Annotated in this window: 17 protein-coding genes and 1 pseudogene; 13 read left to right on the top strand and 5 right to left on the bottom strand. The window is 34.2% G+C overall.

Annotated features, from left to right (window positions below):
* Positions 1–61 precede the first annotated feature (61 nt).
* Complete coding sequence (locus tag BWZ41_RS06045) at positions 62–769, top strand: pyridoxine 5'-phosphate synthase (protein WP_143689772.1); 708 nt, start codon at positions 62–64, stop codon at positions 767–769.
* On the opposite strand, the gene BWZ41_RS06040 is transcribed toward BWZ41_RS06045, so the two are convergent.
* The 3 genes from BWZ41_RS06040 to rplM form a co-directional block, all read right to left on the bottom strand.
* Entirely contained in the window at positions 762–1,073 is a 312-nt protein-coding gene (locus BWZ41_RS06040) for an HU family DNA-binding protein (protein WP_143689771.1), read from the bottom strand. The two genes, BWZ41_RS06045 and BWZ41_RS06040, sit on opposite strands and share 8 nt — an antisense overlap.
* Positions 1,074–1,219: 146 nt before the next feature.
* Positions 1,220–1,621, bottom strand: coding sequence for a 30S ribosomal protein S9 (rpsI, locus tag BWZ41_RS06035; protein ID WP_052264863.1), 402 nt, complete (start codon positions 1,619–1,621; stop codon positions 1,220–1,222).
* Between the two features lie 47 nt (positions 1,622–1,668).
* Complete coding sequence (gene rplM, locus BWZ41_RS06030) at positions 1,669–2,127, bottom strand: 50S ribosomal protein L13 (protein WP_017532138.1); 459 nt, start codon at positions 2,125–2,127, stop codon at positions 1,669–1,671.
* A 104-nt stretch (positions 2,128–2,231) separates the two neighbouring features.
* Here rplM and BWZ41_RS06025 point away from each other — a divergent pair, with 104 nt between their 5' ends.
* The 4 genes from BWZ41_RS06025 (at position 2,232) to BWZ41_RS06010 (ending at position 5,605) form a co-directional block, all read left to right on the top strand.
* Positions 2,232–3,482 (top strand): TolC family protein, encoded by a 1,251-nt coding sequence (locus BWZ41_RS06025; RefSeq protein ID WP_177429469.1) that lies wholly within the window; start codon positions 2,232–2,234, stop codon positions 3,480–3,482.
* A gap of 10 nt (positions 3,483–3,492) precedes the next feature.
* Positions 3,493–4,038, top strand: coding sequence for a PopZ family protein (locus BWZ41_RS06020; protein ID WP_143689770.1), 546 nt, complete (start codon positions 3,493–3,495; stop codon positions 4,036–4,038).
* A gap of 75 nt (positions 4,039–4,113) precedes the next feature.
* A complete protein-coding gene (locus BWZ41_RS06015; protein WP_143689769.1) occupies positions 4,114–4,692 on the top strand; it encodes an RlmE family RNA methyltransferase in 579 nt (192 codons plus the stop codon).
* 181 nt (positions 4,693–4,873) lie between these two features.
* A complete protein-coding gene (locus BWZ41_RS06010) occupies positions 4,874–5,605 on the top strand; it encodes an SLC41A family transporter (RefSeq protein ID WP_143689768.1) in 732 nt (243 codons plus the stop codon).
* A gap of 589 nt (positions 5,606–6,194) precedes the next feature.
* On the opposite strand, the gene BWZ41_RS06005 is transcribed toward BWZ41_RS06010, so the two are convergent.
* The gene (locus tag BWZ41_RS06005; RefSeq protein ID WP_143689767.1) at positions 6,195–7,772 is read right to left on the bottom strand and encodes a lysine--tRNA ligase; all 1,578 of its coding nucleotides are present in this window, start codon (positions 7,770–7,772) and stop codon (positions 6,195–6,197) included.
* Between the two features lie 65 nt (positions 7,773–7,837).
* On the opposite strand from BWZ41_RS06005, the gene BWZ41_RS06000 reads away from it, so the two are divergent.
* From BWZ41_RS06000 to rsmD, 8 genes are all read left to right on the top strand, one after another.
* Complete coding sequence (locus tag BWZ41_RS06000) at positions 7,838–8,131, top strand: type IV secretion system protein VirB3 (RefSeq protein ID WP_143689766.1); 294 nt, start codon at positions 7,838–7,840, stop codon at positions 8,129–8,131.
* Between the two features lie 9 nt (positions 8,132–8,140).
* Positions 8,141–10,546, top strand: a complete 2,406-nt coding sequence (locus BWZ41_RS05995) for a VirB4 family type IV secretion/conjugal transfer ATPase (RefSeq protein WP_143689765.1) — start codon at positions 8,141–8,143, stop codon at positions 10,544–10,546.
* Positions 10,539–13,112, top strand: coding sequence for a TrbL/VirB6 family protein (locus BWZ41_RS05990; RefSeq protein ID WP_143689764.1), 2,574 nt, complete (start codon positions 10,539–10,541; stop codon positions 13,110–13,112). The genes BWZ41_RS05995 and BWZ41_RS05990 overlap by 8 nt, the downstream gene beginning before the upstream one ends.
* Before the next feature lie 17 nt (positions 13,113–13,129).
* Positions 13,130–15,529, top strand: coding sequence for a TrbL/VirB6 family protein (locus tag BWZ41_RS05985; RefSeq protein WP_143689763.1), 2,400 nt, complete (start codon positions 13,130–13,132; stop codon positions 15,527–15,529).
* Complete coding sequence (locus BWZ41_RS05980; protein ID WP_143689762.1) at positions 15,526–18,414, top strand: TrbL/VirB6 family protein; 2,889 nt, start codon at positions 15,526–15,528, stop codon at positions 18,412–18,414. The genes BWZ41_RS05985 and BWZ41_RS05980 overlap by 4 nt, the downstream gene beginning before the upstream one ends.
* A gap of 81 nt (positions 18,415–18,495) precedes the next feature.
* Entirely contained in the window at positions 18,496–21,744 is a 3,249-nt protein-coding gene (locus tag BWZ41_RS05975) for a TrbL/VirB6 family protein (RefSeq protein ID WP_143689761.1), read from the top strand.
* On the top strand, positions 21,728–22,357 hold the full coding sequence (locus BWZ41_RS05970) for a WD_0853 family protein (RefSeq protein WP_143689760.1): 630 nt from the start codon (positions 21,728–21,730) through the stop codon (positions 22,355–22,357). The genes BWZ41_RS05975 and BWZ41_RS05970 overlap by 17 nt, the downstream gene beginning before the upstream one ends.
* Positions 22,358–22,461: 104 nt before the next feature.
* Positions 22,462–23,010, top strand: a complete 549-nt coding sequence (gene rsmD, locus BWZ41_RS05965; protein ID WP_143689759.1) for a 16S rRNA (guanine(966)-N(2))-methyltransferase RsmD — start codon at positions 22,462–22,464, stop codon at positions 23,008–23,010.
* On the opposite strand, the pseudogene BWZ41_RS05960 reads toward rsmD, so the two are convergent.
* A pseudogene (locus tag BWZ41_RS05960) lies at positions 23,007–23,246 on the bottom strand (hypothetical protein); the annotation flags it as partial. The gene rsmD and the pseudogene BWZ41_RS05960 overlap by 4 nt on opposite strands.
* Positions 23,247–23,322 lie beyond the last annotated feature (76 nt).

Raw genomic sequence — 23,322 nt, 5'->3', positions numbered from 1 at the left:
ACAATGATATGCATAAGATCTAATAATATGTATAATTTATAAATAATTTTTGAGGTAAATTGTGAAATTGGGCGTTAATATTGATCACGTTGCAACCCTTCGCAACGCACGTGGAGCTTCTTATCCAGATCTATTAAAAGCAGCAAGAATAGCTATTGATGCTGGAGCAGATTTTATCACTGTACACTTACGAGAAGACAGAAGGCATATCAGAGATGAGGATGTATTCAATCTAAAACAAAACATTAGCACTGAGTTGAACCTTGAAATTGCAGCTACGGAAGAAATGCTCAAAATAGCAAAAGAAGTAAAACCCTACTCGATTTGTATAGTACCAGAAAAAAGAGAAGAATTAACAACCGAAGGTGGCTTGGATATCGTGAATATGCACAGTAAACTTTCTGGTATAATAGAGGAAATGCACAGCTTTGACACAAAAGTCTCACTGTTTATCGATCCAAATATTAATCAACTAAAATATCTTGAGAAGCTAGAAAGAAAGCCTGACATAATAGAAATTCACACGGGGAATTACTGTGATAATCCATCAGAAGAAAAATTAAAACTTATTACTAACTCTGCAGAATACATTAATAAGCTAGGAATAGAATGCCATGCAGGGCACGGCATAGATTATAAACATGCTAAAAGAATAAAAGAGATACCTCACATCTCAGCTCTTAATATAGGCCATTCTTTAATCAGCGAGGCTATATTTCATGGCTTACACAGTGTAACTAAAAAGATGAAAATGACTATATCTAAATAGCTCGTGCTTTCTCTTTGTTATTTAAAGCACTTGAAAGAGCTTGACTTGCTTTAAACTTTACCCTTTTCTTTTCAGGAACAGTCATAATCTCACCATTTTGAGGATTGCGGCATTGTCTTTCCTTACTTATAGCAGTAGAGAATGTCCCTATTCCATGCAAACGTATTTCACCTTTACGATTTAGATCGTTCTTGATTGTTTCCATAAAAATATCATGAAGCTTACTCAAACTAGCTTTTGTTATATCTATACCTTGACTAGAGCACTCTTGACTCAGTTGGTTTACTATATCTTCTTTACTCATAAATTACCTTAATATTGAAAAATTACATAAACAGCATATTATGCTAATACCAATAGTCAACTAAATTCGTCATAAAAAGAGAAAATGTCATAAACCCTTGTAAGAACTTGTATAATATTTACAAAAAAAATACCATTATGAAATAATTATCTCTTAGAAAACTGACATTTTTTTCGAGCTTTATGTTGACCATATTTCTTACGCTCAACAACACGTGAATCTCTAGTTAGGAACCCACCTTTACGTAATATAGAGTGTAGATCTTGACTTATACTACTTAAAGCTCTGCTTATTCCATGAGCTAAGGCACCTGCTTGGCCAGATAGTCCTCCACCTTTTACAGTTGCAAACACATCATACCTATCTAACATAGAAGTTACTATGAATGGCGCTTTAATCATTTGACACACTGATTCTCTTTTAAAATAAGAAATTAAATCATCTTTTTTATTAACACTAAATTTTCCACTTCCTGGCTTTATCCATACTCTTGCTACAGATTCTTTCCTTCGACCTGTGGCATATGAACGACCAAGTGAGTCAATCATTGCCTTTTTTGGCTGATCATTATTATTTATTTTCACTTTTTACTCCATTATTTCTTATTTTTACGATTTAAAGAGGCAAAATCTATTTTTTCAGGTTGCTGTCCTTGATGCTTATGTTCTGAACCAGAATAAACATACAAATTTTCAAACCGTCTACGTGCCATAGGACCATCATCAAGCATTCTTTTTACTGCCATTTTTATCACACGCTCAGGGAATTTGCCATTTAAAATATTATCTGGAGTAGTTTTCTTTAAACCACCAGAATAACCTGTATGCCTATAGTAGATTTTATCTTTAAGTTTCTTTCCAGTAAAATGTACCTTTTCTGCATTAACAATGATTACATTATCACCACAGTCCATATGAGGTGTATATTCAGGTTTATGTTTTCCACGCAACAGCATTGCTACAAATGCTGCAAGCCTTCCTACTACTAATCCTTCTGCATCTATAACAAGCCATTTTTTATCAATTTGCTTCTCTTTTAAGAAAAAAGTTTTCATATATCAATACATAACAGTAGATTATGATATACTAAGTTGCTTGATAGTGTCAACAACATTAGTTATTGATTATTAAAGTAATTTATGCTAATAACTTAAACAACATGCTAGAAAGCAAAATGTTTCGATTGATTATTATATTTGTAATTGCTTTTTGTACCATAGGTTGCTATGCAATTGATTTGGAGGAAGCTATAAGCAAAGCTATCAAAAACAGCTCAAAAATAAAGTCTCAATTTTACCAATATAAGAGTACTGAAAAACAACTAAAATCTTCCGGATTGGCTGGGTTTTTACCTGACATTAATTTACAATATAATTTCGATAGTAATTTTAATATTATTAACAATCTAGAAAACTCTGGAAAACGTCTAACATTAAGTCAAAGAATAATAGATGGTGGTGGCACTTTTGCTACATTCAGCCGATCAAATCATCTTCTTAAAGCAGCAAAAATTAGATTTCAGCAATCTAAGCAAGAAGTTGCACTCAGCGCTGTGAAAGCATATGTTAATGTTTTACAAAAGGTAGAAATATTAAAACTGAGAGAACATAAAGAGCGTGTTTCTTTAGAGCATTTGTCAGCTATGAAAAAACGCTTTTCCCTTGGAGAAGTTACTAATGCTGAAGTTTTATTCGCAAAAGCAAAATTTTCATCTTCTATATCCAAAAGAGTTGATGCTGAAGGTGAGTTGAAGCTGGCTAATATTGCTTACTATCATTTAATTGGTGAAGATGCCGATAATCTTTATGAGACTAATGGTAAACTACCTTCTATACCAGAATTAAATGAATGTTTACAGTTAGCAAAAACCAATAACTTATCCCTAAAAGCAGCAATTTATAAAAAAAGGGCTGCTGGAATGGAAGTGATTGCTGAAAGTTCCAAATGGCTTCCTTCTTTGAATCTAAGCGCAAGTAAAAATTTTGGAAAGGACAATATAAAATTAGACACGTTACTAGAGAATGCGAGTGTTGTCTTTACTCTTGATATTCCGATCTTTAAAAGAGGAGTTAATACCTTTGGTGTCAGTAGAGCTAAAATGGATGCAAAACAATCCACTTACGATTATTACGAAGCAGTAAAAAATATAGAACAAGCAGTTATAAATGCTTGGAATAACGTGCTGACAGCAAAAGCTATTATTAAAGCAAGTCAAGAAGCAGAAAAAGCGGCAGCTTTAGCATTAGAAGGAGTTGAGCAAGAAGTAAACTTGCATTTAAAGAGTACAACTGATCTTTTGGATACTGAAGATGAATTATTTAAAGCACGTTCCGATCTAATTCAGGCAAAAAGCAATTATGTAATTAGTGTTTACAACTTGCTTTTTATGATAAATAGTATAAACCTTTAAATTTAATGGTATGAGCGATAATCAATCTGTAAAAGATATACTAGAAGATATAAAAAAAGCTATATCGGGTAAAAATCCAAGTGGCGATAAAGCAGAAGTAATGGATGAAGATGATGAAGTATTATGCCTTGAAGAGGAATACCTAGAAGAAATTGAAAAAGATGTTGATGATAAAAAGGAAAATAGTGAAGAAGAGAACGATTGCCAAAGTGAGAAAATAGCTTTTAACAATAATCAATCTAACAGCCATAGTTACAACTCAGAAGAAAAAAATTTGTACAACGATATACAAATTAATAATAGCAAAGCGAGCCATCAAGTACAAAATAACGAGCATCTAATTTTAAAAGAGAATATGGAGGAAATTAAAACATTGCTTGAAAAGATGCAAAGCGAACTACGGCATAAACAACAAAAAAGAGCGGATCTTACTGTTGAAGAATTAGTTGTATCTCTTTTAAAACCTCAGCTTTCAGAGTGGCTGAATAAGTATCTACATGCATTGGTAAAAGAAGTAGTTGAAAAAGAGCTCAAAGATATAATTAATAATAAGTAGGTTATTAGTATAAAGACCAGAGTAAAAACAGCTAGAGGTAGAAAGTTATCTTCAACAAGATGGCTACATCGCCATTTGAATGATCAGTATGTGCAAAAAACCAATAAGGACGGTTATAGATCGCGCTCGGCATATAAGTTAATAGAAATAGACGATAAATTTAAACTACTCCAACAAGGGCAAAAAATTATTGATCTTGGCGCTTTTCCTGGTGGGTGGTCACAAGTTGCATCTAAGAAAGGAGCGAGTGTGATTGCTGTTGACATAAAACCAATAAACGCTATTAGTGGAGTAGGGTGTATACAGTGTGATATTATCAGCGAACTTGAAATTTTAAGAGAAAAATTCAAGGATCACAAATTTGATGTAATTTTATCTGATATGGCACCAGAATCTTGCGGTTTAAAATCGTTAGATCATATCAGAATTATGCTTTTATGCGAAGCAGCGCTCAATTTTGCAAAGCATTTTTTGAATCATGATGGCAAGTTCGTAGTAAAAATTTTTCAAGGAGAATCTGATAAAGATTTCTGCAATGAGCTAAAAAAAATGTTCAAAACAGTAAGATACTTCAAACCAAAGTCAAGTAGATCTGAATCTACAGAAATGTATTTAGTAAGTTTAGGCTTTATTGGTGGCAACTATTCTGTATAGCAGGTACTTACAGAAACGTTGACGAATCTTGCTTCCTTATTCCTTATAAAACTGAAGATTAATAACGCTCGTACAAAAGCCTCTTTTTCTTGTTTATGATACCTAGGTATAATTATTAAATTCTTGACTTTATTACTAAAACATACAATAATTAAAGTATATTATTACAGGAAAAGTTAATATGTCAAGGTACGAAGATTTAACAGAGAAGCAAAAGGAATTATATAATAAGTTAGAGGATGCGATAAAAGATAAAAACGATATTACTCCTATTCTTAAAGAAATTAAAAAAGAAGGCGCATTAAAAGAAGTTCTTACTACTGCAAATATAACTAAAAAGTTAGATGGTACGGAGTATAATCTAACACCGCTTGGCTATGCTATGAATTTCAATAATTTTGAGGAAGAAATCAAAGTTATTTTAGATGTAGCTCAAAAAAATAGTGTATTAGAAGAACTGCTTAATAGCATGCAGGAAAGTGATCGTGCAAATCTCAAGAAGATTTTAGAATCATTAAAAAGTAAAGAGCAAGATGAAGGGCAAGAAACTAAAATTGATAATTGGCTAGCAATAGTTGCAGATAGCATATCTAGTTGTGAAAGTAATGAAAAGCCTTTAGTGCCTGAAAGTAGCGTGCCTAGAACTGAAGAAAATATAGTAAAAACTACTAATAAATCAATAATGATTGGTAGTGTTTGTGGTGTTGTAGCTGCATTAGCAGTTGGTGGTGGATGTTTTGCTGCTGGTGTTGCATTACCAATATTGGCTTTAATTGGTATAGCTGTTGCTGCTTTCGTACTTACAGGACTTGTTACTGGTGGTATTACGTATGAAGTGTGTAAGCCTTGTAATGAGCTAAATGAAGTTGGTTCACAACTAGAAGTTTCTTCAAAGTTAGGCGCAACAGTGTAGTTAAGTAGAAGGAAGAAGTCCCTTCTTCCTTTTCAAGTAGCTGGCACTGATTTTCATCCAAAATAGTTTCATTCAAGTAGCTGACACTGGTTTCTTACCAAGAAAAACTTAGCATAACTTTTGTGCTCAAAAAAACTTCTGGATTCCAGCATCAAGTGCGGGAATGACATGGTGAAATATTATTAAAGTAGCCTCTGTCCCAGTGTCCATTTGGTGTCATTCAAGTCAGCTCTCTTCTTGTCATCCCAGTACTGGGATTCAGAAAACTGACCAGGTTGGTCACGCGCTGGCTCTCTAAAATTACTTTAGCTACAAATATTAAGAAATTTACTAAATAAAAAAAAGACAAAAGAATCCCCGTATAGCGAGTTTTAATAATGTAAATTGATAATGTGCTAACAAGCGCGATTTGGCTGAATGTAGAAAAAATAAAAAAAGCTGCTATAATTTTATGTAATTTACCAATAAACACCTGAATTTTGTCGTTGAGCCCAAAAACAAGGATAAATACTGTTATTGATATAATAAGGAAAGTGGGAAGGTTTGTCAAGTAATAAAACTAGAGAGCTCAAATGGAAGAAGGTAAACTCTAAAGTGTACGTTCAGTAGCACTTTCTATAAGAGAGATTGTATTATCTATCCCATAAAGCTTGATAAAAGATCCCATTCTTGGACCAGTTTTTTGGCCGAGCAGCGTTTCATACAGCAACTGAAACCAATCACGTAAGTTGCTGTAATTGTGCTTTTTTCCAATGGAAAAGACCTGAGATTGAATCTCTTCAGCAGTGGCGGTAATAGGCAAGGAATGTAGGTTATTCTTTAAATCTAGCAACGCTTCTTTCTCTTGTTCGTTTGAGGTTTTATATGCTTTTATTGGCTTGATAAAGTCATGATAATACCTAACTGCAAAATCCGAAAGCCTATCTAGCATTTTGTTGCTTTCTGTTGTAACGTTTGGTGCATAAGTTGATATAAAACCCCAAAGAATCTCTTTATTTTCAGCATTACAAGCTGCTGCCAGGTTTAAAAGTAACGAAAAATTTATGCCTGAAGTTTCTATGTTTGGAACTTTACCTTGATGGATGTGCCATACAGGACTGTTTACATCCTTTTCTTTACTTTCATTATAACGCTTAACAAACTCCAAATATTCATCAGTTGATTTTGGTATCACATCAAAATATAAACGTTTAGCTTTTTTAGGACTCTGAAAGATGTATAACGCTAAACTCTCTGTGGGTGCGTAAGTTAGCCACTCCTCAATTGAAATACCATTTCCTTTTGATTTTGATATCTTCTTTCCTTCTTTATCAAGAAATAACTCATAGCAAAACAAAAGCGGTGGCTTTTCTCCAAGTATTTTACATATTTGACTTGAAAGCACAGCAGATGGAGTCAAATCCTTTCCATGAGCTTCGTAATTAACTCCGAATGCAGCCCACCTCATCCCCCAATCAGGTTTCCATTGCAGTTTACATTTTCCTTTAGTCACTGTAACTTCTATTTTTTCCCCGTTTGGGTCTTCATACGTGATTGTTCCTTTATCTGTATTTGTTTCAATTACTGGAACTTGTAAAACTTGGGAAGTTTTTGGGCATATCGGCAAGAATGGACTGTAAGTCTGCTGCCTTTCTTCCCGAAATGATGGAAGCATTACTTCCATCACTTTATCATAATTTTTCAGCAAGAGTAAGAGCTTTTCATCGTAAACACCAGATCTATAACACTCTGTAGCGCTTCTAAATTCGTATTCAAACTCAAATAAATCAAGGAATTTGCACAGCAATGAATTCATATGATGGCCATAACTCTCATGAGTGCCAAATGGGTCAGGTATCATAGTTAATGGCTTGTTCAGATTCTCTCTTAGCATTTCCTGATTTGGTACATTATCTGGTATTTTTCGCAAACCATCCATATCGTCGGAAACTGCAATGATTTTGGTTTTTATACTAGGAGCTATTTTTTTTAGAGCGTTTGCAATGACTGTGGTACGAAAAACTTCCCCAAAAGTACCAATATGTGGCAAACCTGATGGCCCATATCCAGTCTCAAATGTTATCTCTTTTTTATTAGGGAATTCTTGTAGTATTTTTTCTGCTTCTTGAAATGGCCAGTTTGTCATAGTTAGAGTTAAATTGGTTATCTTACCTAAAGTGCTATTCATTTCAATAGATTTTTAATTAATGATGTAGTATTAGTGTTAGAGCTATTAATTAGAAGATCAAGGGTATGTCCACAGGTAATATACAAACGGATCCATTATTTAAAGGTCTTACAAGACCCGCGATGCTTTTTGGTGTGAGTTATATGTTTGCAATATTAAATGTTCTAATTTGCATGCTAATTTTCATTAATACAAATGATCTTAGAACTTTCTTGATGTTATTTGGGGTACACGGACTTGGTTATATAGCTTCTGCAAAAGAACCATTGTTTATTGAATTATTTATGGTAAAATTGGGAAAATGCTCCAAATGTTTAAATCGTTTTTATCATGGAGCTAATTCTTATGATATTACTTAAAGTAATGTGATGCTGAGATTTAGAGCTATTCAATCGAAGAATAAATCTACTCTAAGCAGGGAGGTTCACGCTGCTGAATTTATACCTTATTCTTGCTATTGGAATAGTACGACCCTAATAACAAAGCAGAATTGGTTGGTTAAGTTTATCAAATTAAATGGCTTTGCGTTTGAAACGGCCGATGATGAAGACTTGGCGATACAAAATAATATCAGAAATCAGATGCTAAGAAGCATTTCATCTCCAGCATTTAGTTTGTACTTTCATACCATCAGGCGTAAGAAGAATATCTTTTCTGATGAATTTGCAAACCAGAGTTTACCAAATTTTTTTGCTAACCATGTAAATCTAAAATGGAGAGAAAAACACGCAACTAGGCAATCTTTTATTAATGATTTATACATTACGATTATTCGTAGAGCAGATACAAAGGGAGTAGAATTTTTATCACATCTACTGAAAAAATTTGGGCATGTAACTTCAAAACATGCTTGGGAAAGTGATATGCGTGATACCTATGAAGATTTAGAGGAAACGACAAATCGTATAGTAACAAGCCTTAGGAATTATTCGCCTAAAGTCCTTGGAGTAAAAGAAACTCCAAACGGACTGTTTTGTGAAATGATGGAGTTTCTGTCTAGAATTGTAAATTGTGGCTTTGTTACAAATACGCTTTTTCCACTAAAAACTGAAATATCAAGATACTTACCAGTTCATAGGTTATTTTTTGGCCATAAGATGATACAGGTTGTGACTCATAATGAAAGTAAATATGCTGGAATAGTTAGTATCAAAGAATATGGAAATAATACTTCTGCAGGAATGCTTGATTCTTTTTTACAACTTCCTTATGAATTTATTATCACGCAGTCTTTTCAGTTTACAAATAGGCAAATGGCAATTGCGAAAATGCAGATACAGCAAAATCGTATGATACAATCTGCAGATAAAGCTATTTCTCAAATAGCAGAAATTTCTCATGCGCTTGATGATGCAATGAGTGGTAAAATTGCGTTTGGTGAACACCATTTAACTATCTTATGTATAGAAAAAAGCCCTAAATCATTGGACAATGCTTTATCATTGGTTGAATCGGAGCTTTCTAATTGTGGTGTTTATCCTGTTCGTGAGAGGGTTAATCTAGAACCAGCATTTTGGGCGCAAATTCCTGGTAATTTTGATTATATAGTAAGAAAAGGTACAATAAGTAGTCTTAATTTGGCCGGTTTTGCATCTCAACATAATTATCCTACTGGTAAAAAATTCAATAACCACTGGGGAGATGCTGTTACAGTTTTTGATACAACATCTGGCACTCCATTTTTCTTCAACTTTCATATAAGGGATGTTGGACATACTATGATAATTGGTCCAACAGGTGCTGGCAAAACTGTTTTAATGAATTTTTTATGTGCTCAAGCAATGAAATTTTCTCCAAGAATATTCTTTTTTGATAAAGATCGCGGTGCAGAAATTTTTTTAAGAGCACTTGGTGGTATCTATACTATAATAGAACCAAGAACTAAAACAAATTTTAATCCTCTGCAACTTGACGATACTCCTGATAATAAAACATTTTTGATGGAATGGATAAAATCTTTAATTTTAGTGTACAACGATAAATTCACTTCAGAAGATATTGCTAGAATTAATGATGCAATTGAGGGAAATTTTAAATTAAAAAAAGAAGACAGATTTTTGAGAAATCTTGTACCATTTTTAGGACTTGCGGGCCCTGATACTCTAGCTGGAGCAATATCTATGTGGCATGATGATGGCTCTCATGCTGCAATATTTGACAATAAAGAAGATTTGCTAGATTTTTCAAAAGCAAGAGTGTTTGGCTTTGAAATGGCTAGCTTGCTAAAAGATCCTGTTGCTCTTGGGCCGGTCTTGATTTATTTGTTTCATAGGATTAGTATATCACTTGATGGCACTCCATCTATTATTGTTCTTGATGAAGCATGGGCGTTAATAGATAATCCAGTTTTTGCACCTAAGATAAAAGACTGGTTGAAAGTGCTGAGAAAGTTAAATGCTTTTGTGATTTTTGCTACTCAGAGTGTTGAAGATGCAAGTAAAAGTGCTATTAGTGATACACTTGTACAGCAGACAGCAACACAAATTTTTTTGCCAAATCTGAAAGCTACTAGTGTCTATCGAGATGTTTTTATGTTAACTGAACGTGAGTACATACTGATCAAACACACAGATCCAAGTACTAGATTCTTTTTAGTAAAGCAGGGAGTTAATGCTGTAGTAGCTAGAATAGATCTGAAAGATTTGGATGATGTGGTCAACGTGTTATCTGGACGTGCAGAAAGTGTCCTATTGTTACATGATATACTGAAAGAAGTCGGAGATGATCCAAAGATGTGGTTGCCTGTGTTTTATCAAAAGGTGAAAAATGTTTAAAACTAAACTGTCATTACTGTTAGTTGCGATATTTTTGTTAAATATAGATTTTTTGCTCTCATATCCAGTGTTTGCAGATACAGTAAGTGGTACTGACAAAACGGAATTTGTTAGCAGATTTAATTCTACTGGCAGCTTTAGTCGTGCTTCTAATCCTGACTGTAAGGCGTTTGAAACAGCTGCAGCAGTTGCTGGGATAGCAATTGCTATTGGTGCAATATTTACTGGTATTGTTTTGATTGTCTCTTCTGCTGGTTTATTTACTGCTCTTGTTATCGTTGGAATGATAGCTGCAATTGTTGGAGTCTGGAAGGCAGTGGGGGGACTTATTGTTTGTCAGCATAGTTTTGTTAGGCATCCAGTTGCATACGATAATGATGGGAGATATAAAAATTTTAAACTAAAAGATACAGGTTATAGTGGTGACACAGATAAAAATTATCGAACAGAAGATGAATATTTTTCTGCATTACAGAAAAGATCAGGAAAAGATGGAAAACAAACAGAGAAAGATATTTTAAACTTTACTGATTGGGATGTTGTGAATGTTGATAGGGAACACTACTACTGGCCAAAAAATGGTGTGCAATATAGTGAATACATAGAAGTATGTCATCGCAATCCTTTAACATTTGGCAACCTTTTCAAGACGAATGACTTTAATTTCAGAGGGGAAGATGGATACATAGACTTTGATATCAGAGAGAAAGATACTGGATATGAAAGTGGGTCATGGTCTCCGAAGGTTGATGGCGATCTAGAATGTAAAGTGCTTAAAGCTGGACAGAGCGAAGACATATATGGATCAACGTTCAGGGCACTGAGAAAAATGGGTAGGTTATGTGTGGAATTGGCTGAAGTTAGGGCAGCTGGAACTGCTTGGCCGCAAGGAATTGATATAGGATGCACGGAATTACCACCTGATCCGATTGCTCCTATGTGTGAACAATCTGTGATATTATTCAAAAATAAAGATGGTACAGGTGGTGAAGAAAGGAGTTTTATCAACAGGGATGACGATTATAAAACTCTTATCAGGAAAAAAGAAAAAGAAGGAAAAATTTTTGTAGGTTATGACAATAAAAGCTGTTTTAGCTCGTATGTCTCTGAAGCTTGCTACAATCAAGCGGGAAGTAAGTCATTATCTCCTATTCCCATAACTTCTATGATAGTGCAATGTATTAAGGAGTCGTTAGATAATTTAGTGGCAGGTATTGATTCAAGTGGTAACTTACTTACAGACAAAAATGGACATGCTAAGGGTAGTTTTTTGTCTGTAGCACAAGGAAGGTTGAAAAATACTGTAACTGCTGTTCTAGTTTTAGCTTTAATACTGTTCTCTATAAAAGTTATGTCTGGTGGAGTGCGTAGTCCGCAAGAAATGTACATGTTGATCATTAAATTCGCTTTAGTGATTTACTTTACGACAGGTAGCACTATGTCTCATTATTACGGGGAATTAACAAAGCTTTCAAATGGTTTGTCAGAGATAGTGCTTAAAGCGTCATCTGAAAGTAAAAATATATGTAATTATGAGTCAGGTACAGATTATGAATACGATCGCGCAGGAAAGAGGGTATCCTACAGTTATCTTGCACCTTGGGATAGGCTTGATTGCAGAATTTTATTTTATTTAGGTGCCCCTTTAGATGGAATTGGTGGCAAAATTGGTACTGGAGGTGTTGCAACGTTAGCGGTTTTGCTTGGCGCTGCTCCTGTCTTGTTAGTTGCAGGTTCGGTGATTGGTATTATTTTCGCTGGTGGACAGATCTTAGTAGCTCTTGTCTGTATATTTATGGCCATTTTGATGATGATGGTTATTTTGTGGATGTGCTATGTATTTATCTTATCTTTAGTTGCGCTTAGTGTAATTATCATCTTATCGCCTTTATTCATTCCTATGGTTTTGTTTCAACATACTAAGGGATATTTTGATGGTTGGCTAAAAGAGTTAATTACCTACAGTTTATACCCAGTTATCCTTTTTGCGTTTTTATCCTTTATGTTCATAGCATGTGATAAAATCTATTTTAAAAATTTAAATTTTAAACTGGACGAGTCATATAAAAATGAACAACCAGACAAGTCATATGAAAAGAAACAAGCAGAAATCTCATATAGTAAGAAAAAACAGTGGTTTAAGTTGAAAGATAGGGAATGTGATAAAAATGAAACTACTCTCGCATGTATGATGCAAAATTATAGCTTTAAAAAGAGCAGCATACTTGGTCTATTCGACTTTACATACATGGAGTTTGGCAGCTCTCTAATCGGAGAATTATTAAAATTGTGTTTAGTATTATTCCTCTTTTACCACTTTTTAAACGTTCTTCCCGGCATGGCTGCTGAGCTTGCTGGTAATCACAGAGCAGCACTTGGTTCAGGTAGCACTCCTGCACAAATGGTGAATAAAGCTTTATCTGCTGCCAAAACTGCTGCTGGAGGTGCTGGTCAAGTTGCTGCTGCGGCTGTAAATAAGGCAAGAGGGGCTATTGGAGGAGGTGGAGATGATAATAAGGGATCGGGATCTTCCTCTAGTGAATCTATAAAATCCGGTGGAGAGTGAGCGCAGGTGAGTAACAGATGTTTGAACATTTGAGCAACCAAAATTTGGTTAAGCTATGCATAAGTTTTGTGATACTCTTTTTATTATCTGGGTGCGGGTGTATTAAGCCAGAAGATTCATCAGGCTTGCGTGAGAAATTGGATATAGTGTCAACAGAGCAGAAATGGGTTGATTCTGGAGTCTATATTTCGGATAAAATAAAAGTAACAGAGATTAATATAGTACCTAATAAGGTTAATTTTTGTTCGCAATATAAAGATTTTGCAATTGAACCTGGAGTAAGAAACGTTACATTACCGTTTGCGCTTAAAGCTGGCGATGCGATAAGCTTTAGTGTTGTTGGAAGTAAAATGTGTAAAAACAATAATGGCATGGTCACCTGCAAAAAAATTGACGAAAATTGCGGTGAAGGAGAGACGGAGTATTTTGCACATGTTTTAAATCAAAATGAATGTCAGGCAATATGGCAAAATGGAGAATACAGGTACACAATATGTCCTAATAAATATGAAATAGGCAATGCACAATGGTTAAATGGAAAAGAGTACTGGTCTTCAGAATTAGATCAAAGTGAAAGAGAGGAAATTAGAAATGTCATCGACTCTATAAAACAGCAAGGGGAAAATGTAGACTGTAGCAAGCTTTCAGAGAGCAGTGCAAGTAAGATGGATACGCGCATTTTAAATTTACTCTGTGGACGTATATGTAGATTTTCTTTCGGCAGCGGAGAAAAAGGTTGCGTATATATTGAATACAATAGTATAGAAGGTGAGATATTCAATACTTTAAATTCTAGAGGTGAATCTGTTATTGCTGAAATTATTGATAACGTATTAAAGGAAAAACGGGTAAAAACTGACATTACACTATTACGTGTTCGCATGGATAATGAGGAATTTGAACACATTCCAGGAGGCGGTATATGTATTAACTGTGATCATAAGATAGATCGTAACCATCCAAAACCAGAGTTAACTTTTAGTTTAGGTGATGGTAAGGGCAAGGGTGGTTTCAACATAAGAGTAACAAGAATCCCTAATTTAGAAAAAAGCTTATATATAAGCGTTTCTGACAAATTTCCTGAGCGTGAGCCCGATGAAACTCAGGGAGATATACCTGTAGACATTAGCAAAGTTTATAATACTCAATATATGGAAGGCTTAAAAGAAAAGCTAAAGGACAAGAGTGGCACTATATATTACGGAATAAGAGATCATGGCTGTGATTATAAGAAAAATGAGGGTCAGTTTAGCATTAACCTTACAACTAAAGAGCCACCTATAAGAACTTTTAGTGCGATATATAATTTTTTTGATGAAAAAGTAAAAACTGCATTTTTCGGTTCTAGCTACAAAGACACTAACGCGATTCACTCTGATACTAGCCCTGTGAAGTCTCTTTATCAAAGTTTTGTAGCATCAAATAGAACAAATACCATCAGATCTACAATAGTGTCGTTATTAGTATTATATATAGTTTTATACACCCTTTATTACTTTTTTGGATTGTCTCATGCTTCTATATATGAATTTTTAATTATATGTGTAAAGATAGGAGTTATTACCCAATTGCTGAACGATAACAGTTGGAGTTTTTTTTATAACAATGCATTTTCTATTTTTGTTAATGCTCCAAAACAGTTAATAGAAATAGCAAATTTCAGAGGTACAACATCAAATGTTTTTGAATTTCTTGATTTACCGCTCAATAGGTTTTTATCAGCACACTCAGTGTTACTAATAGTATCTCTTATATTCTCCGGTCCTTTGGGTATTGTATCGTTTTGCTTGGTGATTTGGGGTTTGATAACAGTGAGCTTATCGATGTTTAACGCCTTATTTTCTTTTATCACATCTATAGCAATAGTTGCATTATTGCTTTCCTTGGCGCCTCTTTTTATTATTTGCCTTCTATTTGGATATACTAGACAGATGTTTCACAATTGGATCAAAAATTTGGCAAGATCTGCAATTCATCCGGTAGTGCTTTTAATTTTTATATCATTAATAAGCCAGGTTATGGATTATATTGTGTATTCGGTCTTTAATTTTGAGGTCTGCCCTACATGTATACTTAATCTTAACTTAAAGATTTTTAATCCTTGTATTATTTATGGTTATGCTTCCAAACATGCACCTAACATCACAGCTATGATGGCTTTTGTGATTTTGGGACATGCTATGAAAGCTTTAGTTGAGGCATCTTCAACAATATCTGATTCGTTGTTTGGTGTTTATGTAGCAAGCGAACCAGGAAGGCAATATCAGCAAAGCTTAATGGGAACAGTAGGTTTAGATGAACAAAGTATCCAAAGAAGAGCAGGTCAGCAATCTGGTACACCAAGTCGAAGACCTCAAATACCACAATCAGCTCAAAGATCAGCACCTAAAATACCGACAAACACAGGAAATCAATGATGAGCAGAAAATCATTATTATTGATACTATGTCTTGTAATTACTGGCTGCACAATGGATTGTGTTGAACCTGGGTTGCAGAGCAGAAATACTAGTGTCAGTATAGATGTTCCAGTTCGTGAAGCTGGCGAAGGAGTTAAAATTCATTGGGTTGATTCTGGTCAAGTAATTAGCAAGGATGAGAAAATCAAATTTACTCTTGGTGGGTCAGTAAATCTTTGTCCTCTTAAAGAAGGGAAAAATCCAAAGAGAGTACTTGTGCCCGCTGTATTTTGTGCTAATGATTTAATACCAAATTACAGTAATAAGTTAACTGATAATGCTAGTCTTGATGAACGAGAAATATGTGGGGACATAGGCTTTGGAAATAATGAATTCTATAGCAATAGACGTTATGTAGATACTGGAATTAAAGCAAATCCTGGTGATAAGTTAAGCTTTAGCTTAATTCCCAGAGAGATAACGATTGATTATGACAATCCACAAGGAAAAGGAATCAGTTTTGATGACAATTGTTATAGAACTGAAAGAGGGGATGAGAAAGATAAAGTTACAATAAAAGACATGTTTGGTGGAGGAACATTCTTTTGTGGAGAAATTGGTAAAAGGACTAAAGTAGAATTTCCGTTGCTTAGCAAAGAAAAAATGAAAGTGTTAGTTGGTAACGGCTACACTCCATACGATAATAAAGTACATTTTAATGATAAAAGTCCATGGATGAATGGTGCGTTGTTAGATCTACGACGAACTAAAATAGGACTGAATGAATTATGTAATGGGAAAAGGTGTGATTTTAATGAGCTGAACAAGTACAGTTCTTATGAACTTAATTGTTACTATCAGAATATATGTTACAACGCAAAAGGTATAGGGGAGGATTGCGTCTCTTCTATAAGGTATGAGAAGTATGATGAAAGAAATACATGTGACATGTATTCTCACCTTAAAGGTATTGAGGATGAACTAAAAAAGATTGAAGAAAATAAGAGGGATTCTAAGCAGATTGACATTAATTTAATATCAAATTCTAAATTAAACTTCAAAGAGAACAGAGGAGATATTTCTTGGGCTGAGGCTCTTGTTGCAAAAGTTGGCGATCTTGATAATCAGAATACAGCTAAAGGTATTCAATGTTTTCCAAATGAGAAAGGTGCGGAAGGAGATAATGTATGTTCACAGATTAATTATAAATTTGAAGATTATTCTCTGAGATTAAATCATTACTATACAGTGAATAATAACGTAGTACCTGATAAAAATAGTCTGATGCTTGCTATTGCAGATTATGGTAATTATGGAGCTAACAGGGGAGGGTATCATGTTGAAGTGACTAGATCATGTGAATATATTAATGGCGAAAAACTGTATGTGTATTTGGGTGATGATCTACCTAAAGATTTGCATGTTGTAGGAACTGATAATTTTAAAGTAGTAGGAGTGAGAACAGCAAAAGATGAGTATAAGATATTAGATGTAATAGAAGGAAAACATCTTCAGGATGGAGAATCTAAAAAGATATATTTCGGTATCGATGTAAGTAATGTGGAGAAAGATGATATTACGGACAAAGACGGCAAATATTATGAAAATAATAAGTACACAGTAACTTTATTTGTCAAAAGAAAAATTAATGATTTTATTTCATCGAATGTAAACGAGGTATTTAAATTTATAAAAGAAGAAGTAATTGGGGACAGCGTTAAAGATTCATACAAAGGATATGCAAGAGGTCTTCTGCAAGGAGTAAGAGCTTTGCTTATTCTATACGTTATATTTACTGTTGTTGGCTATATGCTAGGAACAATACAGCTAAGTAAATTTGACTTTATTGTAAGGATGATGAAGATAGCATTTATAGCTTTTGCCTTTAGCGATAGAAGCTGGGAACTTTTTGGTACAACTTTATCCAGACTTTTTATAGATGGTAGCACTTATTTAGTTGATAGTTTTTCTGGCTATATAGGAGAAGGAGGTAAAAAATTTGCATTCTTAGATTTAACAGCGGGAGTATTATTTACAGGAGAAACATGGCTGAAATTTTTATCTTTAATGCTATCAGGACCTTTTGGCTTTATTGCATTTTTGGCAATACTTTATGCTACTTTTGTGTTTTTAAGATGCATTATTAGTGCTACGTTTAAGTATGTAATATCTACTGTTTTAGTGGCATTTTTATTGTCATTGGCACCTTTATTTATCGTATTTATTCTATTTCAACAAACTAAAACATTATTTGATAATTGGATAAAAACGCTGGCTCATGTTTCATTGCAACCAGTCATTTTATTTTCATCCTTGTCTCTTTTAAACCAGTTAATGTATTCAGTTCTATACAACCTCACAAATTTTTCTGCATGCTATCAATGCTTAATTAGTGTAAATTTTTTATCGTATGATCTGTGTCTTATGAAATCAATATTACCTCTTGGGTATAGTCCTGGTACTAGTGTTGATGTTGCGCTCAGTACTGGAGAAAGGGCTGGTGGGCACTTTGCAGCATTACCTATAGATCTAATCCAGGCATTTATATATCTCATCATTGCTAGTGCAATGGAAGCTTTTGTTTCTATATCAGAAACTATGGCGCAGGCGTTGTTCAGCTCTGGTTATGGAGTTGCCCAAAGTGTTAGTCATATTTCTAGGAGCGCATCACAAGCTATGCTGTCAACTGTTGGCCTTGATGATAGAACCCAAAATGTGATACATAACATCAAGCAGGGAATGAGTAAAGATCGTAGCAAAATTGAAGCTAAATTGCCTGATACACCAAAGCAAGCAGATGGGAAAGCGAGTACTGGCAGAGAAATGAGCAAATCTGAAACACTAAGCCAGCCAGATAAGCAAAAGGATTCTGATAAAACAAAAGGACAAGTCAAGGAAGATTGATAAGATATATGGAGTAACTAATTAAAAAGATATTTGAAGTAAGGTTTTAGAAATTTATTCTGTATTGGAAAAAGTTTAGGTATGCAATCACGCTTAGGCAAATGTTGGTTTAGGTTATTAATTTTGGTAATCTGTGTGCTGGTTACAGGTTGTAGTAAGAATGATATGCCTTTTCCAAGATGTATATCTGCTGATTATTTTGGTCCTGAACCGGTTGCAGTTGGTGCTCATTTTTCAAGAGATCATGATGCTTTTGTTCCAGAAGATAGAGAAATTATTGATCCTAATACTGGCGAAATTAATTATGGTTTTCACTCTAATCAAGTGGTGAAGTGGAAAGATACTGGATTTGAAACCAATGGAGATAGTTTAGTAGTACGAGTAAATTGTGCATGGACATCTTGGAGCAATAGTAATAAGAAGGAATCTCAAAATAGTTATAGTTTGGAAAGTTTGGAGCAGTTAAAATATGCAACCAAATTTGAAAGAGGGGAAGGTGACAACAGTCTGCCTGACTTTCACTTGGTTTGTAATGATTATAAACCTAGCATACAAAAATTTTCAAGTAAGCCTAATGCAAGTTGCACTGTAAATTGCAAATGCATTAATGAAGATGATAGCGCAAATACAGTATCACGTGGTGCTCCATGTTGGTTTACTAACGGCCATGGTGCTTATCTTTTATTTAAAAGGCCTAGCGATTCTAGTCCTAACGAAAATTTAAAATCCATGCGTAACCCTGAGTCTCCTACTGTACATCTAGGTTACAATTCCGTAGCGGAAGATGGAAGTGGGCTTTTTACTTTAGACAGAGATAACACCACATTACAGGACAGGAATTGTAATACGGTGAGGTTAGAAAAAGGATGGAAAATATATGTAAAGATATTAGATAGATATTATCTAGATAATGCAGGTGGCTACTCTTTTGAATTTTTGAGCGGAGTGCAGAAACCAAGTAACTTTGGATTTTTTGATTACGTTTATAACTATCTAAAATGTGTATTATTGATTAACGAAAATTGTAAAAAGCATTTTGATAGCAATGATCCTGCATCTGCACAGGCGATGTTCGAAAATATAGCTGAAAAAAGTACGAGCTTTCACAATTTTGTTCTTTCCTTGCTTGTTCTATTTGTAATGATTTCATCGCTTCTTTATCTTTTTGGCATGATACGAGAAACTAAGCATGATATGCTCATCAGAATGATGAAAATCACTCTAGTAATAGTGCTTATATCTCCTGGAAGTTTTAGATTTTTCTATGATCATTTTCTTGTTTTATTTGTCAAAGGTCTTGAACAATTGATAAGCATAATTACTAATTTTGCTCCCAACATGAACACCGGAGGTAATTCAAACGTTGCTCAAGGAAATGAAGCTAAATTGTTTAGCTTTATGGAGGATATGTTTAATAAGTTTTTTGCTTACTCTGTTTGGAAAAAGTTTGCAGCATTCTTACATTATCAAATGTGGGCAAGTCTCCTTATGATACCGGCAATTTTTATAGGGATTGTCTTATATTTCCTGCTGTGTATGTATGCTTACATAATATTCCTTTCTGGTTTTATGGGTATAGCTTTTCTTGTAGCTATAATGCCGCTATTCCTAATCTCTATTTTATTTTCACCACTGAAAAGTCTATTTGAGGGTTGGATAAAATTCTGTATTAGTTTCTGTTTGCAATCAATTATGATATTTACCCTGCTGTCATTACTTGCTGCGATGATAATGAATACCTTTTATAAACAGTTAGGCTTTACTGTGTGCTATAATAAATGGCTTGAAATAAAGTTATGTGCTCCAAAATGGGTATTTGGTGGTTTTTGTATAATTGATAAAGAATACTTTAGCTGGACTCCAGGGCAAATTTTTGTACCTTATGCTATTGGAGAGGCTTCTCCATTGAACGTAGATAAGAACATAGAAGGTATAGAAAAACTAAGCAGAATAGGTGGTACAGTAAAGTTTACTGGTGGCGCTGGATATATCCCTCTTCCACCAGATTACATTAATAAAGGTTTTCGTTATATAGATTATCCTTTCTTTAATCCAATTCCTGGAACTAAAGATAATCCAGCAGACCACTATATTGCGGAAAGTGATATGATAGTTAGTAATGGCTGTAGTGCAAAAGATCTAGTACGCTTAACAAATAGTTTATCTCATGCATCAGAGAGGGCTGACATTATATTACTGATCAACAATATAGAGAAAAGGATAGGTGATGTTAGTGAAATAATAAAACGCTACTGTCAAGATATAAATAAATGCAATAGTTATAGGGAAATAATTAATGAAATAAGATCTTTAGTGCGGAGTGCGGTAGAAAAACAAGGTTGTAGAATACTGAAACTTCATGATTTATATAAGGATCCCAACAGTGAATACTGTCAGAAATGTAAGGATTGTGAGGATTGCAAAAATTATCAAGAAAATAGTGATTACCAAAGGGTGCAAGACATACAGAGAGGTTATTTAATCAACGCAGGAGAGATCTTTGTATTGTTCTTGCTTTCGTTTTTGATGTTTTCTTTGAAGGAGTTTGTACAACAGATGGGCTCAAGCATTGCCGGTGGTGGGTTTGGTGTTTACAATATATCTAGTATGTATCAAGCATCACCTCTAACTGGTGTCACAGAGGGATTAAAGCAGCAGTGGCAGAACTTTGCTGGCGGAAAGTTAGAGTCTTTAGGCAGTTGGGTTACTCATTTACCAGATAGATTAGCTAAAGATGCGGCTAATCAGCTAGGTAAAATACCAAGAGTTGGAGGAGTGCTGAAATATGCTATTGATGTACCGCGTAAGCTTGTAGGTGCTACTATTGAAGCAACAAAATTTGCAACATCGCCTGAAAATGACGTCGATAAGCTTGAGGAAAAAATCTACAGGGCGTTTGGAATTGATAAAGAAGATATTGCACATAGAAGAATTGATAAATATTTAGAATATTATAAAGGATATGTAGGATCACATTTGGGCTATACAATAGAAGATGCTATGAAGTTTACTTGGGAACATGGTCTCGACTCTATAGGAATTAACCCTGCTACAGGAGAAAAGGATGGTTACCAGCATAATCTACTCTATAGAGCAAAAACATATAGACGGGAATTTCTTGAGAAGCTTCATGACTACACTATTGGCCGCAAGAGAGAACCAAAAGAAGATGAATCATCAAAAGAAAATAAGCCTAATCAATCAAATCGAAAATTAGGTGCGGAACCAGAAACCCTAAAAAATACTACAGAAGCTATACGTGTCGGAGAAGATAGAGAGCGTCAAGATAATGAAAGGAATGAGAACATAGAGAATGATGAAGAATCGTAATTTCAAAGGGCTAAGTTATTATGGTCTTCAGCAAGACGAAGATGGTAATATCAAGTTAAACGATTACAATGATGTTTTAAATGCGCGCAGAGCGAGGGTAGATTTGTTACTAGATAGCACTAAGCAAGGTGATGTTAGTCTTTCAAAGCTAAATAAAGCTCTGAATGAGAGACTTATAGATGATAAAGGGCTATCGTCAGAATTTGATAAAGAAGACAAAGAAATTGCACAGAAGGAGCTTAAGATGTTCTCTATTTTAGACGATCTTGATAATCTTGCAAACATTGAAAGTGAAGATCTATTAGAGGTTAGTTTGTTACTATCAGATCTTAGTTTTATAGAGAGAAATATTGTGTTGAATGCCGATCAGAGTTCTGATTTAGTAGGATTTAAAAGTCTATTTATAGAAAAAAAAGCATCTGGTGAGGAATATAGTGATGAAGAGTGTTACAATTTCCTCGATAGTATAGAGAAAATCAATACTTTAATTAAGTTAGAGTTAGAAAGTAGAATTGAAGGGATGGGTCATGATGAAAAAAACAACCATGATGATTTACAAGACGAGATTGGTCGTGCAATCAGTATAGAAAATAAATCAAAGAAAAGCGATTGATCTTGCGTTCCTCCACAAGCAACCTTCTTTCTATTAGACTGCTGAAGCTATGTTGACATTAAATGTGTATTATAAATAATTAGTTAACTTCGAACTTGTTTTATATGTTACGTGTTATTGCGGGTAAATATCGTGGAAGAAAAATAACTACAGGCAAGAATTTAGCTGCACGGCCCACTATGAGTATTGTCCGAGAAGCAATATCTAGTATACTTTCTTCAAGAAAACCTATTTATAACCTAAATGTACTTGATTTATTCTGCGGAAGTGGCTCTTTTTCATTTGAAGCACTTTCTCGAGGTGCTAAACATGCATTCATGGTAGATTCAGATTATTACAATTTGCAACTGCCTAAAAAAACAGCAGAAGATTTTGGAATTACGAACGATATCACGCTAATTTGTTGCAATACTAACGGATTACCAAGACCTATTTCAAAGTGCGATATAGTTTTTATGGACCCACCTTATAATAGTAATCTAGTTAACTCAACTTTAGACAGGCTAGCTCACTCAGGCTGGTTAAATGATGATGCATTAATAATTCTAGAGATTAGGAAGAACGAAAATTTTGAGTGCAATAAAAACTTCAGTGTAATTTTGGAGCGTACCTACGGTATTGCAAAAATAACTTTTCTTTCTCTATCAACTTAAACTTGTATAGGCTTTTCATTGACGAGTTTCAGTTCTATTTTCGTCAAGTTTCCGGAGAAATTACTTATTCTGTAGTGCCCTAGATCAAAATTTTTATTAAATTCAGAGTCTATTAAATATTTATGCGCTTCTTCAATAAATTTATTTTCTTTTTCTTCGTAACTGGTGTATTTTTTTATATCATTATTATCCTCACGATAAACTAAATGTTCTTTATGATCAGCATGAATATTTTTGTATCCATTCAGAGGTGTGGCAAGGATAAAAAACAATTGACATAATATATTAAAGTAGTAATAACACAAAATGTTG

Origin of the sequence: Wolbachia endosymbiont of Nilaparvata lugens (assembly GCF_007115045.1) — a bacterium.
Classification (GTDB): Bacteria; Pseudomonadota; Alphaproteobacteria; order Rickettsiales; family Anaplasmataceae; genus Wolbachia.
This window is presented reverse-complemented; position numbering and strand designations above follow the sequence as displayed.

Coding starts and splice junctions, on each gene's coding strand:
- BWZ41_RS06010 (WP_143689768.1), top strand. CDS start 4,874: ATGTCAAGGTACGAAGATTTAACAGAGAAGCAAAAGGAATTATATAAT.
- BWZ41_RS06020 (WP_143689770.1), top strand. CDS start 3,493: ATGAGCGATAATCAATCTGTAAAAGATATACTAGAAGATATAAAAAAA.
- BWZ41_RS06000 (WP_143689766.1), top strand. CDS start 7,838: ATGTCCACAGGTAATATACAAACGGATCCATTATTTAAAGGTCTTACA.
- BWZ41_RS06005 (WP_143689767.1), bottom strand. CDS start 7,772: ATGAATAGCACTTTAGGTAAGATAACCAATTTAACTCTAACTATGACA.
- rplM (WP_017532138.1), bottom strand. CDS start 2,127: ATGAAAACTTTTTTCTTAAAAGAGAAGCAAATTGATAAAAAATGGCTT.
- BWZ41_RS05990 (WP_143689764.1), top strand. CDS start 10,539: ATGTTTAAAACTAAACTGTCATTACTGTTAGTTGCGATATTTTTGTTA.
- rsmD (WP_143689759.1), top strand. CDS start 22,462: ATGTTACGTGTTATTGCGGGTAAATATCGTGGAAGAAAAATAACTACA.
- BWZ41_RS05985 (WP_143689763.1), top strand. CDS start 13,130: ATGTTTGAACATTTGAGCAACCAAAATTTGGTTAAGCTATGCATAAGT.
- BWZ41_RS06040 (WP_143689771.1), bottom strand. CDS start 1,073: ATGAGTAAAGAAGATATAGTAAACCAACTGAGTCAAGAGTGCTCTAGT.
- rpsI (WP_052264863.1), bottom strand. CDS start 1,621: ATGATTGACTCACTTGGTCGTTCATATGCCACAGGTCGAAGGAAAGAA.
- BWZ41_RS05970 (WP_143689760.1), top strand. CDS start 21,728: ATGATGAAGAATCGTAATTTCAAAGGGCTAAGTTATTATGGTCTTCAG.
- BWZ41_RS06025 (WP_177429469.1), top strand. CDS start 2,232: ATGCTAGAAAGCAAAATGTTTCGATTGATTATTATATTTGTAATTGCT.
- BWZ41_RS05980 (WP_143689762.1), top strand. CDS start 15,526: ATGATGAGCAGAAAATCATTATTATTGATACTATGTCTTGTAATTACT.
- BWZ41_RS05975 (WP_143689761.1), top strand. CDS start 18,496: ATGCAATCACGCTTAGGCAAATGTTGGTTTAGGTTATTAATTTTGGTA.
- BWZ41_RS05995 (WP_143689765.1), top strand. CDS start 8,141: ATGCTGAGATTTAGAGCTATTCAATCGAAGAATAAATCTACTCTAAGC.